This window comes from Amycolatopsis sp. NPDC003676, assembly GCF_053587275.1.
Genome location: NZ_JBSFNS010000105.1, coordinates 1 through 12,588 on the forward strand (window position 1 = coordinate 1; position 12,588 = coordinate 12,588).

Annotated in this window: 10 protein-coding genes; 4 read left to right on the plus strand and 6 right to left on the minus strand. The window is 68.4% G+C overall.

Annotated features, from left to right (window positions below; translation table 11 throughout):
* Positions 1-135: 135 nt before the first annotated feature.
* From ACWDNU_RS36730 to ACWDNU_RS36755, 6 genes are all read right to left on the minus strand, one after another.
* Positions 136-1,080, minus strand: coding sequence for an MBL fold metallo-hydrolase (locus ACWDNU_RS36730; RefSeq protein ID WP_370934783.1), 945 nt, complete (start codon positions 1,078-1,080; stop codon positions 136-138).
* Positions 1,081-1,305: 225 nt separating this feature from the next.
* Entirely contained in the window at positions 1,306-2,223 is a 918-nt protein-coding gene (locus tag ACWDNU_RS36735; RefSeq protein ID WP_449672248.1) for an ROK family protein, read from the minus strand.
* Positions 2,220-3,845, minus strand: coding sequence for a dipeptide ABC transporter ATP-binding protein (locus ACWDNU_RS36740; RefSeq protein WP_449672249.1), 1,626 nt, complete (start codon positions 3,843-3,845; stop codon positions 2,220-2,222). The genes ACWDNU_RS36735 and ACWDNU_RS36740 overlap by 4 nt, the downstream gene beginning before the upstream one ends.
* Complete coding sequence (locus ACWDNU_RS36745; protein ID WP_449672250.1) at positions 3,842-4,672, minus strand: ABC transporter permease; 831 nt, start codon at positions 4,670-4,672, stop codon at positions 3,842-3,844. Before ACWDNU_RS36745 ends, ACWDNU_RS36740 begins: the two co-directional genes overlap by 4 nt.
* On the minus strand, positions 4,669-5,628 hold the full coding sequence (locus tag ACWDNU_RS36750; protein WP_370934787.1) for an ABC transporter permease: 960 nt from the start codon (positions 5,626-5,628) through the stop codon (positions 4,669-4,671). Before ACWDNU_RS36750 ends, ACWDNU_RS36745 begins: the two co-directional genes overlap by 4 nt.
* Before the next feature lie 4 nt (positions 5,629-5,632).
* A complete protein-coding gene (locus ACWDNU_RS36755; RefSeq protein ID WP_449672251.1) occupies positions 5,633-7,432 on the minus strand; it encodes a peptide ABC transporter substrate-binding protein in 1,800 nt (599 codons plus the stop codon).
* 150 nt (positions 7,433-7,582) lie between these two features.
* On the opposite strand from ACWDNU_RS36755, the gene ACWDNU_RS36760 reads away from it, so the two are divergent.
* From ACWDNU_RS36760 to rho, 4 genes are all read left to right on the plus strand, one after another.
* Complete coding sequence (locus tag ACWDNU_RS36760; RefSeq protein WP_370934789.1) at positions 7,583-8,728, plus strand: ROK family transcriptional regulator; 1,146 nt, start codon at positions 7,583-7,585, stop codon at positions 8,726-8,728.
* On the plus strand, positions 8,725-10,179 hold the full coding sequence (locus tag ACWDNU_RS36765) for a M81 family metallopeptidase (RefSeq protein ID WP_449672252.1): 1,455 nt from the start codon (positions 8,725-8,727) through the stop codon (positions 10,177-10,179). The genes ACWDNU_RS36760 and ACWDNU_RS36765 overlap by 4 nt, the downstream gene beginning before the upstream one ends.
* Before the next feature lie 107 nt (positions 10,180-10,286).
* Positions 10,287-11,051, plus strand: a complete 765-nt coding sequence (locus tag ACWDNU_RS36770; RefSeq protein ID WP_449672253.1) for an ArsR/SmtB family transcription factor — start codon at positions 10,287-10,289, stop codon at positions 11,049-11,051.
* A 315-nt stretch (positions 11,052-11,366) separates the two neighbouring features.
* Positions 11,367-12,434 carry a transcription termination factor Rho gene (rho, locus tag ACWDNU_RS36775; RefSeq protein ID WP_449672254.1) on the plus strand — a complete coding sequence of 356 codons (1,068 nt, stop codon included), beginning with the start codon at positions 11,367-11,369 and terminating at the stop codon, positions 12,432-12,434.
* Positions 12,435-12,588: the final 154 nt, after the last annotated feature.

Below are 12,588 nucleotides of genomic sequence, written 5' to 3' on the forward strand. Positions count from 1 at the left end.
GGGCGGCGGTTCGCGGGGGTTTGCCGTACGTGAGGGGAACCCTGAGGGAATCAGAGTCCCTCAGGGTTCCCCTCACGTACTCGCGGAAACGGTCAACGGCCGCGTCAGCCACTTCGGGGAATCGATTTCCCGGCGTTAAGACTTGCCGAGTCCGAGCAGGGTGTCCAGGTCGATCTTGCCGCCCGCGGCGTCGCGGATCGCGCGCATCGCTTCGGCGGACGCGAGCTGTTCCCCGTGCTGGTCGGCGTGCGCGCGCAGCAGATTCCCGATGTGCCGTTCCGGGACTGTCCACGTGGGCCACCGGCGGCGGGCGATGGTGGCGAGTTCGGAAAAGTCCGGCGTGCTCGCGCTCGCGGTCGCGTCGAGCAGCCAGTGCAGATAAGTGCGCAGCACCGCGACCGGGAAACTGCCCGGATGACTCAGCCCGCCGTGCCCGGGTACGAAGGTGCGGACGTCCGGGAACATTTTGTCGAGCCAGTCCAGCGCGGTCAGCCAGCCGGGGATCGAACCGTGCACGGCGAACGGCGTCGATCCGACCGACAGCAGATCGCCGGTGAAGAGCGTCCCGGTGCGCGGTTCGAACAACACGAGGTCGCCGTCGGTGTGCGCGGTCCCGGGAAACGGGACGACCTCCACGACGACGCCGCCGAGATCCACTTCGACCGGTTCGATCACCGCGTGCACCGCCTCCGGCCGCGGCGCCTCGAGCTTGCCCCAGTTCGCGCAGGCGAAGATCTCCTCGTTGCACTGCGGGCCGGACCGGATGATCGGCACCGCGGTGGGCGCGGCGAGGATCCGGCCGCCGTTGCGCAGCGCGACGCCCGCCCCGTTGTGGTGGGTGCCGTGCGCGTGGGTCAGCACGAGCGTGAGCGGCATTTCGACGGTCGAGTACTTGCGGACGTCGCTGACCAGGTCGAGCGTGTCGCGTTCGGTGCCGCAGGTGTCGACGAGCAGAACGCCTTCCCGGCCCCGGATCCAGCCGCAATTGGACACCATCCAGTCGCTCGGGCTGCGCACGTAAGCGACGACGCTCGGGTCGGAATACCGAAGCGGGACGATATTGCGCCTGATGACGGGCATGCGATCCCCTCGTTGGCCACCGGACGGGAATTGATCACCGGAATGGTATAGACCAAGTCACCTGCTGTCAGCGGGGTGGAGACCACGCTCACGCACGTGGTCCGCCGCGGTTCTCGCCTGTCCCGTTCCGCCCAGCTTCGCGCGCATCGTTGCCCCCGGCTCCGTCGGTGCCCGACAGCGTATACCCGGAGGCCACGGTTTTCTCGATGGTCCACAGAGGACTGGTTAGGGGTTGCTCACGTCCGGTAGCCGCTGAATACCGGCAGTGAGACCGGCCGCGCCCAACGCCACGGATTTCGCGCCGTGCCGCGAGAGCCGGACGGACACCGGTTTCCCGGAAAGCAGCGGCCGTTCCTCCAGCGCTTCCCGCACGGGCTTCTCCAGCAGCGTCCAGGAGTTGACCACCGAACCGCCGAGTACGCAGGTCGCGAGGCCGAGCAGCCCGGCGGCGTGCGCGATCGCCTGGCCGAGGAACCGCCCCGCGTCCGTGAACACCGCTTGGGCAGCGTCATCCCCGTTGCGCGCCTCAGCGGCGACGTCCGCTGCGGCGAGGGTTCGGCCGGTCGCCTCGGCGTAGCGGCGGGTCAACGCGCGCCCCGCTGCGTACGCCTCAAGGTGTCCAATCTGCCCGCAAGTGCAGCGTTCCTCCCCGTAGCGGCCGACATGCCCGATCTCTCCGGCCCCGGTCGCGCCGCCGTACAGCAGCCGTCCGTCGACGAACAGCGCGCCGCCGACGCCTGTACCGACCGCGACACCGAGCACGTTCCGCTCGCCCGGCAGCAGCTCGCCGAGCAGGAATCCGTCGACGTCGTTGACGGTGCGCACCGGAACCCCGCCGAGCCGCGCGGAAAGCTCCGCGTTGACCTGCGTGCCGGCCCAGCCGGTGAACGAATCGCCGGTGACCAGCACTGTTCCGGTCACCGGGTCAACGACGCCCGCCGCGCCGACGCCGACTCCGGCGAGCGCCGCGTGGTCCGGCACCAGCGAGCTGACCAGCTCCGCCGCGCGGTCGAGGATCGCCGCGCCGCCCCGGTGCGATTCGGACGGCGCGGACGCCGACCCCAGTTCCTGTCCGTCCTCGTCGCACACCACCACCAGGGTTTTCGTCCCGCCGATGTCGACTCCGGCTCGCAACCCCGTCACGCCGCGGGGTCCGCGCCGGCCAGCGCCTCGCGCCGGCTCCGCTGCAACTGCGGGTCCGGCACCGGCGAGGACAGCAGCAACGCTTGGGTGTACGGGTGTTCCGGAGTGCGCAACACCGTTTCCGCCGGGCCTTCCTCCACCAGTTCGCCCGCGCGCAGCACCGCCACCCGGTCGCACAGGCTGTCGACCACCGCGAGGTCGTGGCTCACGAACAGGCAGCCGAACCCGAACTCGCGATGCAGCCGCCGGAACACTTCCAGCACCGCTGCCTGCACGGATACGTCCAACGCGCTCGTCGGTTCGTCCGCGATCAGCAGCTTCGGGCCCAGCACCAGGGCGCGGGCGAGGCTCACGCGCTGCCGTTGCCCGCCGGACAACTCGTGCCCGTACCGGCCCAGCAGGCTTTCCGGCAGCTCCACCGCGTCGAGGAGTTCCCGCACCCGCCGCTGCCGCTCGCCGCGGCCGGTCGAGGTGTGGACCACCAGCGGTTCGGCGACGGTCTGCGCGACCGTCATCCGCGGGTCGAGCGACGACGCCGGGTCCTGGAACACCGCGCCGATCTGCCGCCGGACCGCCCGCGCAGTGCGGCCGGTGCCTTTCGGCAGCGGTGCGCCGAGCACTTCGACGGTGCCGGATTTCGGCGTGACCAGGCCCAGCGCGCAGTTGCCGAGCGTGGTTTTCCCCGAACCGGATTCGCCGACCAGCCCGACGATCTCACCGGGTGAGACGGACAGGGAAACGTCGTTTACCACCTGCCGTCCGCCGTACTCGACCACGACATTCGACAGCGCGAGCACGGGCTTCCGGGTTTCTTCGGCAGGTGCAACGTGGGAGAACGAACCCAGTTGCGGAACCGCGGCCAGCAGTTCCCGGGTGTAATCCGCCTTCGGCGCGGCGAACAGTTCCGCGGCCGGAGCTTCTTCCACGAGCTTTCCGCGGCGCAACACCGCGACGCGATCCGCGACATCGGCGACGACGCCCATGTTGTGCGTGATCAGCAGGGTCGCGGTGCCTTCGTGTTCGCGGATATCGCGCAGCAGGTCGAGAATCTGCTGCTGCACCGTGACGTCGAGCGCAGTGGTCGGCTCGTCCGCGATGATCAGTTTCGGCCCGGCCGCGAGTGCGATCGCGATCATCACGCGCTGCCGCAAACCGCCGGACAGCTCGTGCGGGTACTGCTTCAGCCGTGCGGCCGGTTCCGGAACGCCGACACGGTCGAGCAGTTCGGCGCACCGGTCGTAGTAGCGGCGGTGGCGCAGCTTCTCCGGGTCGTGGTTGCGGATCGCCTCGGCGAGCTGGAAACCGATGGTCCGCAACGGGTTCAGCGCGGTCATCGGTTCCTGGAACACCATCCCGGCGGCCGGGCCGCGCAGTTTCCGCAGGTCTTCGCCGCGCAGGTCGAGCACGTTCTGCCCGGCCAGTTCGATCGACCCGGTCACTCGCGCGGAATCCGGCAGCAGTCCGAGTACCGCGAGCGCGGCCGTGCTCTTGCCGGAACCGGACTCGCCGACCACCGCCACGATCTCGCCGGGCGCGACCGACAGGCTCAGCCCGTCGACCGCTGCCGAACCGTCCGCATAGGACACCCGCAGGTCGCGGATGTCCAGCACTGCTTCGCTCATCGTCGCCCCTTCACCGCGAACGCGTCGCGCAGCCCGTCGCCGAGGAAGTTGATCGCGCACACCACCAGAACGATCGCGATGCCCGGCGGCAGGATCAGCCACCACGCGCCGTCGAAGGTGTAGGTAATTCCTTTAGAGAGCATCGCGCCCCAGTCGGTATCGGGCGCGGGCACGCCGAGCCCGAGGAAGCTGACGTACGCCACGAGCAGGATCGCGTCGGCGATCTGGAACGTCGCGTTCACCACCACGGTGCCGATCGCGTTCGGAATAATGTGCCGGAACACCACGCGCGTGCGGCTCGCGCCGAGCACGGTGATCGCGCGGATGTAGTCGCGCTCGCGCAGGCTCACCGTTTCCGCGCGCATCAGCCGCGCGGGCACCAGCCATGACACCGCGCCGATCAGCAGCGCCAGCACGCCGACGCTCGGTGTCACCAGCGTCGCGGCCACCAGCAGCAGGAACAGCGCCGGGATCGCGACGCCGGTGTCGACGATCCGCATCAGCACGGTGTCGAGCCAGCCGCCGGTGTACCCGGCGACCGCGCCCCACACCGCGCCGATCGCGGTCGCGATCAGCCCGGCGAGGACACCGATGACCAGCGACGTCCGGCCGGCGACCATGAGCCTGCCGAGCACGTCGTAGCCGAGGTCGTCGGTGCCGAGCAGATGCGCGGATCCAGGGCCGAGCCGCGCCGAGGCGAGGTCGGTGTGGGACTGGTCGGTGCCGTAGAACAGCGGCCCGAGGAAACAGAACGCCACGACGAGCAGCAGCAGGACCGCGCCCGCGACGGCGGACTTGCGGGCAAACAGCCGCGAAAGGACAGTCACGACCGCGCTCCCTTCACCCGCACCCGCGGGTCGATCGCCAGCTGGATCAGGTCCGCGAGCAGGGAGCCGAGCACGGTCGCGACGGCGATCACGAGCACGACGCCCAGCAGCACCGGGAAATCGGCGGTGCGGGTCGCGGTCCAGAACAGCAGGCCGATGCCGGGGTAGTTGAACATCGATTCGACGACCAGCGAGCCGCCGAACACCACCGGCACGTAGTAGCCGAGCATCGAGACCACCGAGGTCAGCGAGTTCGGCCAGACGTGCCGCCAGATGATCGTGCGCTCCGGCGTTCCCTTGGCCCGCGCGGTGCGCACGAAGTCCTCGGACAGGCTGTCCAGAGTGGACGCTCGCATGTACCGGCTGAACGCGGCGAGCGCGGCTCCGGTCCCGGCGAGCACCGGCAGGACCAGCGCCCCCGGCTGGGACAGCAGTTCGCCGATCGTTTCGCCTTGTGCGGCTTGCGCCGGGAACCACGGCAGTACCTGCGCGAACAGGATGATCAGCACCAGCGACAGGAAGAACACCGGAGTCGCGTAGAGCACGAACGTGATGGCCGTGGTGAGCAGATCCGCGGTACGGCCGCGACGGACCGCCTGCCAGACACCGAGCGGCAGCGCGACGAGAATCGCGAGCGCGGTGGAAAGCACGGTGAGCAGCAAGGTTTTCGGCATCCGCTCGGCCAGCAGGGTGCTGACCGGCGAGTTCTGCGTGTACGACTCTCCGAGGTCGCCTTGCAGCAAGCGCAGCAGGTAATCCCAGTATTGCACCGGAAGCGGCTGGTCGAAGCCTTGCGCGTGGTTGAACGCGGCGATCTGCGCCTCGGTGGCCTTCACCCCGAGGACGCCGCGAGCCGGGCCGCCGGGCAGCAAATGCAGCAGCACGAACGTCACCACGGTGACCAGCAGCACGACCACCACGGCCAGCACGAGCCGGCGGAGGATGTAGCGCGTCATGTCCTCACCTCGTCCAGAACCAGCGTTGCGGCAGCAACTGCCCGGCCATCGGGTCCTGAGAAACGCCGTGCAGCGCGGTGTCGATCGCCGATACCTGATACGGCGGATTCGGCAGCCACAGCACCGGAAGCTGCTCGGCCAGGTGTGCGCTGTACTCGAGCATCGCCCCGTTGTCGGACGCCAGGTTGGTGGCCGCGATCAGCTTGTCCGCCTTCGGATCGGTGTAGCCGCCGAAGTTCGTGCCCGCGCCGGTCGCGAACAGCTCCTCGCCGCTCGGGTTCGCTGAGAAGTACCAGCTGCCTTGCGTGCCGAAGTAGGACAGCTGCCAGCTGCACGACGGGTCCGTCGACTTGCACGTGGTTCCGTTGGCCAGCACGGTGTTCAGCGGCTGCGCGTTGATCTTCATCTCGATGCCGGCCTTGGACAGCTCCGAGCGCAGTTCCTGCATGGTGCCGTCGGTCTCGTCGGAACCGGATTCGGTCAGCATGGTCAGTGACAGCCGGGTGCCTGCGGCGATGCCCTCGCCGCATTTGGCGGGGTCCGCGCACAGGAGGACACCGTCGGAGCCGGGTTTCCAGCCGTGGTCGGCGAGCAGCTGCCTCGACTTGTTCAGGTCGAACGGGTACGGATTGGTTTTTTGCTCAGGCGACAGGTACTTCGTGTCATTGTCCTGCGGGACCGGGCCGTAGCCGACGCGCGCGGCGCCGCGCCAGATCACCGAGGTGATGGCGTCCTGGTCGACCGCGTGCTGGATCGCCTGCCGGACATACAGCTGGGAAAACACCTTGCCCAGCTTGGGATTGTTGAAGTTGTACGGCGAGTACGTGATGGACCAGCCGTTCCACGGTTCGACCCGGTAGCCCTGCTCCTCCAGCTTCGGGCGCTGGCCGAGGTTCGACGTCGGCAGGTAGCCGTAATCGACGCCGCCGGCGCGCAGCACGTTGTACTCCGCCGAGGAGCTGGTGAAGGTCAGGAACCGGACGGTGTCGAGCTTCGCCGGGTCCGGGCCGGTGTACTTCGGGTTCTTCCGCAGCGTCACCTCGCCGGACGTGGTGAAACCGGCCAAAGTGAACGGTCCATTCACAACCTTCCACAGTGGATTGGTCCCGTAGGTGCCGAGCTGTTTCGCTTGGCTGACCAGGAAATCGAAGACCTGCTTCGCGCCGTCCGGGGTGCGGTCGTGGTCGCCGACCGGGCCCGCGGCGCTCGTGCGGTCCCACGAGTGCGGCATCGGGACGATCAGGCTGAGCTGGTTGGCGGTGAACCAGTCCGGGTTGTACGCCTTGTCCAGGGTGAACGTGAAGGTGCGGTCGTCCACGGCGTGGAACCCGGTGATGCTGTCCGGGATCAGGCCCTTCGAATACTTGCCCCAGTTGTCCTTGCCCGCGCGGGCGAGGTTGAGCCAGAACTCGACGTCCCTGCTGGTCATCGGCTCGCCGGTGGCCCAGGTCAGCGGCTTGAGCGTGATGGTCACGGTCTTGCCGTCGGGGGAGTAGCTCGGCGGATTGGCCGCGCTCGCGGCGTCGTCGAGCGTGACCGAGCCGGAACTGGCGTCGTAAGCGTAGAGAGGCACGAACATGGTCGACCGGATCATGCCGTTGTACGACCCGCCGTAGCCGGGGATCGAGAACGGCATGATCCAGTTCGGCGTCGCCGACGGCGGCATCGCGAACCGCACGGTGCCGCCGGTTTTCGGGGTTCCGGAGCCGCCGCCGTGCGGTTCCCGGCTCGCCGCGCAGCCGGACAACGCCAGCGCGGCGGCGAGCGTGACCCCGAGCGCGGTGCGCCACGGGCGTCGAGCCATTCGCATCACTTCCAACAACTCTGATGAAAGACCAGTGCCAGGTGCTATGCGGTGTCCTGGCTGTCGGGTAATCTTGCATGAGAGGCAGGAATTGCCAAGGGGCCTGTCGAACAGTTTAGTTACATCAATTCTGATGAAAGAGGTGGCGCAGTGGATCCGGCCGGACCGCTGCGGCTGTTGTGGCTGGTCGCGCACGGCCACGCGAAGTCGCGCATGGACCTGGCGCGAGCGCTCGGGCTGCCGCAATCGACGGTGTCGGTGCGCACGCAGGCGCTGATGTCCGCCGGGGTGCTGAGCGAATCCGGCGAGGGCCGGTCCGCGGGCGGGCGGCGGCCGAAGCTGCTGTCGGTCAACACGGAGTTCGGCCACGTCTGGGGAGCCGACGTCGGCTCGCGGCACGTGCGGATCGGCGCGCTCGACATCGCGGGCAACCTCCTGGAAGTGCACGAGCGTCCGCTGGACATCAGCCAGGAGCCGCGAGAACTGGTTGCCGGGCTCGCGGCCGCGGTGCGCGACGTGATGGCAGGCGCGGATTGCCCGGGCCGCGCGCTCGGTCTCGGCGTCGCGTTCCCGGGTCCGGTGGACGTCGACGCGGGCACCATCACGCTGCCGTCGCGGATGCCTGGCTGGCGCGGTTTCGCGGTCCGGGATGCGCTGGCGGAGCACTTCGAGCTGCCGGTGTTCGTGGACAACGACGCGAACCTGCTGGCGTTGGGCGAATCCGTGGCCGGCGCGCCCGGCCGGACGTTGCTGGTGGTGAAGGCGGGTACCGGCATCGGGTCCGGAATAGTGCTGGGCGGCGAGCTTTACCGCGGCCGGGCCGGAGTCGCGGGCGACATCAGCCACGTGCGCGTGCCGGCCGCCGAGGACCGGCCGTGCACCTGCGGGAACCGCGGTTGCCTGGAAGTGGTGGCCAGCGGCGCCGCGCTCGTCGGGCAGTTGCGGGCGCAGGGATTGAAGCTGGAGACCACCGCGCAGGTGATGGCCACCGCCGAGGACGGGCATCCCGAAGCGACCACGGCCGTGCGGCGCGCCGGGCTGCGGCTCGGCGAGGTGCTCGCGACGGTGGTCAACTTCAGCAACCCGGACGAGGTGCTGCTCGGCGGCGCGCTGTCCGGTTCGGAAGCGTTCGTCGCGGCCGTGCGCGGTGCGTTGTACGAACGGTGCCTTCCCTTGGCTACCAGGGAACTGCGGATCGACCGGGTGCGCTTCGGTGCGGACGCGGGACTTTGCGGCGCGGGCGCGCTCGCGCTGGACGCGGTGTTCGAGCAAGCGATCAAACGGAGTGGACGATGAAGAAGCTGCGGGTCGGGATCACCGGAATCGCCATCGAATCGAGTACCTTCTCGCCGCATAGGTCCACTGTGGACGACTTCCGGATCTCGCGCGGCGACGACTTGCTGGCCCGCTACGACTTTCTCGACGAGGACTGGGCAGCTGACGTTGAATGGGTGCCGCTGGTCGACGCCCGGTCGCTTCCCGGTGGTGCGGTCACCGAGGAGGCTTACGCTGAGCTGTCCGGGGAAATCCTGGACCGGTTGCGTTCGGCGGGCGAATTGGACGGGCTGTTCTTCGACATCCACGGCGCGATGAGCGTGGTCGGACGGTCCGATGTGGAGGCTTCGCTCGCACAGGAGGTCCGTTCCATTCTCGGCCCGGACGTCCTGGTGTCGGCGTCGATGGACTTGCACGGCAACGTTTCCCGCGAGCTTGTCACGGCGCTGGACCTGATCACCTGCTACCGGATGGCCCCGCACGAGGACGCGTGGGAGACCCGCGAGCGGGCGGCGCGGAACCTGGTGGCGCGGCTGCGGTCCGGCGGTCGGCCGAAGAAGGCTTGGGTGCCGGTTCCGGTTCTGCTGCCGGGGGAGAAGACCAGCACCCGGCTCGAACCGGCGAAGAGCATTTACGCGGCGGTGGACGACGTCGAAGCGCTCGACGGAGTCCTGGACGCGGCGATCTGGGTCGGCTACGCGTGGGCCGACGAACCACGCTGCCAGGCCGCGGTGGTGGTGATGGGTGACGACGTTTCGGTGATCACCAAGGAAGCGGAGTACCTGGCACAGTCCTATTGGGACGCTCGGCACGATTTCGCTTTCGTCGCCCCGACCGGCACCCTGCAGGAATGCCTCACGCAGGCGGTCGCTTCGACCTCGCGACCTTTCTTCATCAGCGATTCCGGCGACAACCCGACCGCTGGCGGTGCCGGGGACACGTCGTGGAGTCTGGACGTCCTGCTGAACACTCCGGCCATTGCGGACTCTTCGCTGACCACTTTGTACGCGGCCATTGTGGACCCTGAGGCTGTCGCTGCGGCGGTGGCAGCCGGTGTCGGCGCGACGATTTCCGTTGAACTGGGCGGAAAAGTCGACTCCGGCCCGCACGGTCCGGTCGCGCTCACCGCGCAGGTGGCCGCCATCGACGCCGACGACCCGGTCGCCGGAACCGCGGTGGCGCTGGCGGTCGGCGGCCTGCGGGTGATCGTGACCGCGCGCCGCAAGCCGTATCACCTCGAATCCGACTTCCACGCGCTCGGCCTGCGCCCGCGCGAGGCGGACGTCGTGATCGTGAAGATCGGCTACCTCGAACCGGAGCTGTACGACATGGCCGCCGACTGGCTGCTCGCCCTCACCCCCGGCGGCGTCGACCAGGACCTGCTCCGGCTCGGCCACTCCGGCATCGTCCGGCCGATGTTCCCGTTCGACCCCGGCATGGCGGCCCCCTCGCTCACTCCAGAGGTCTCCTGAACACCGTTAGTAGTCAGCGCCGAGGCGGTCAGTAACTCGCCTCGGCGCTGACCTGTATTTACCTCCGCCGACTTGACAGGCAGGTATTTGCCTGCCTTACTGTAAGTGTGCAACCCGACCTGGACAAAGTGTTCAAGGCGCTGGCGGATCCGACCCGCCGGTACCTGCTCGACCAGCTGCTCGAGGACAACGGGCAGACGCTGGGCGAGCTGTGCCGCCGGCTGGAGATGACGCGGCAGTCCGCGACCCAGCACCTCGCCGTGCTGGAGGCGGCGAATCTGGTCAGCAGCGTGCGCCGCGGCCGGGAAAAGCTGCACTACCTGAATCCGGTGCCGCTGCACGAGATGCAGGAGCGGTGGGTGGACCGGTTCGAGCAGCCGCGGCTGCGGATGCTCAGTGCCGTCAAACGTCGAGCAGAGGAAGCCATGAAGCCGAGTTTTGTGTATGTGACCTACATCGAAAGCACGCCGGAGAAGGTGTGGCACGCGCTCACCGACCGCGAGCTGACCGGACAGTATTGGGGCCACCACAACGAATCCGACTGGAACAAGGGTTCGCGGTGGGCGCACGTGCGGACCGACGGGTCCGGGATCGCCGACGTCGAGGGCGAGGTCATCGAGGCGGTCCCGCCGAAGCGCCTGGTCACCACCTGGTTCGACCCGAACGGCCCGAAGGACCAGGAGCCCTCGCGCGCGACGTTCGACATCGAACAGCACGAGGGCATCGTCCGGCTGACCGTGACCCACGAAGACCTGCCCGACGAGAAGGCGCACCAGGACGTGTCCGGCGGCTGGGCGGCGGTGCTGTCGAACCTGAAGTCGCTGCTGGAGACCGGGCACGTGCTGCCGCAGGCTCCGTGGGAGATGCCGTGACTGTCTCCCGGTCCCGGGAATAGACCCGCGGCCAGGTTTGTTGGGGCCTTGTGAGCGCCGGTTTTCCGCCGGGCAGTCGCTCACGGGGCCCCTTTCGCGTGCAGTGCCAGTTGTGCGGCCGGAACCGATGCGCTACTCTCAGCGCATACCCCAGGAAGTCGGCCCCGCCGCCCAGGGGTTCCGCCCTTCCCGCCAGCGTGAGTCCACGCGACGAGGATCGGCGTCTTTCCCGAAGCCCGTCGCCTGACCCGCTTCGTTCTCACTCCGGCGGTCCGCTTAACGCGTCGACTGTCACTGCTCAAGGAGCCACAAACCATGACACAGCAAGGAATTCTCGACATCCACGGCAAGACCGCCGCACTGGGCTACACCCCAGGCGGCCCGTCCGTGCCGCTGTCCCTGATCCGTACCCACGGCCTGCGCCGCGGCGACGAACTCGTCCTCGACGACGGCGAACTAGTCTCCGTCAACGGCCGCCCGCCCGGCGAAAAGCGCCCCGATTTCGACAAACTCACCCCCATTCACCCCAACCAGCGACTGGTTCTCGAAACCAGCCGACACCAGCTCACCACCCGCGTTCTAGATCTAGTCGCACCGCTGGGCAAAGGCCAGCGCGCCCTGATCGTCGCCCCGCCGCGCACCGGCAAAACCACTGTGCTGCAAGCGATCGCGCAAGCGGTGGCGGTCAACCACCCGGAAGCACACCTCATGGTGCTGCTCGCCGACGAACGCCCCGAAGAAGTGACGGACATGACCCGCTCTGTCCACGGCGAGGTCGTCGCGTCCACCTTCGACCGCAAACCCGCCGAACACACCGCCGTCGCCGAACTCGCTTTGGAACGCGCGAAACGCCTGGTCGAAACCGGCCGCGATGTCGTGCTGCTGCTGGATTCGCTGACCCGCCTGGGCCGCGCGTACAACCTGGCAGCCCGCACCTCCGGCCGAATCCTGTCCGGCGGCGTGGACGCCAGCGCACTGCACCCGATGAAGAAAATCCTAGGCGCGGCAAGGAACATCGAGGACGGCGGCTCGCTGACCATCATCGCGACCGCCTTGGTGGGCACGGGTTCTCTGGCTGACACGGTGTTCTTCGAGGAGCTGAAGAGCACCGGAAACTCGGAACTCCGCCTCGACCGCATGCTCGCCGACCACCGCGTATTCCCGGCCGTGGACTTCTTCGGCTCCGGCACCCGCCGCGACGAACTGATTATCCCGCCGCAGGAACTGGCCGTGATGAACGAGGTCCGCCGCGCCCTGTCCACCCAAGACCCGAAGCGGGCCGCGGAACAGTTCCTGGAACAGGTCCGCACGACCAAGTCCAACGCGGAATTCATCGCGCGGGTCAACGCTTCGCTGGCTGTTCCGTCCACGGTGGCCGCTTGAGGTGGAGACCGAACGCCTCGCCCTGATCGGCCCGCGCTTGCGGAGATCGACCGAAGCTGGCGACGCGACGGTGTAGGCAAATGGCTGGCCCATCACCGGGAATCCGGAGAACTCCTCGGCCGAGGCTGACTGTCCTATCAGGACGTTAACGGCA

Coding starts and splice junctions, on each gene's coding strand:
- ACWDNU_RS36750 (WP_370934787.1), bottom strand. CDS start 5,628: ATGACGCGCTACATCCTCCGCCGGCTCGTGCTGGCCGTGGTGGTCGTG.
- ACWDNU_RS36740 (WP_449672249.1), bottom strand. CDS start 3,845: ATGAGCGAAGCAGTGCTGGACATCCGCGACCTGCGGGTGTCCTATGCG.
- rho (WP_449672254.1), top strand. CDS start 11,367: ATGACACAGCAAGGAATTCTCGACATCCACGGCAAGACCGCCGCACTG.
- ACWDNU_RS36765 (WP_449672252.1), top strand. CDS start 8,725: ATGAAGAAGCTGCGGGTCGGGATCACCGGAATCGCCATCGAATCGAGT.
- ACWDNU_RS36755 (WP_449672251.1), bottom strand. CDS start 7,432: ATGGCTCGACGCCCGTGGCGCACCGCGCTCGGGGTCACGCTCGCCGCC.
- ACWDNU_RS36730 (WP_370934783.1), bottom strand. CDS start 1,080: ATGCCCGTCATCAGGCGCAATATCGTCCCGCTTCGGTATTCCGACCCG.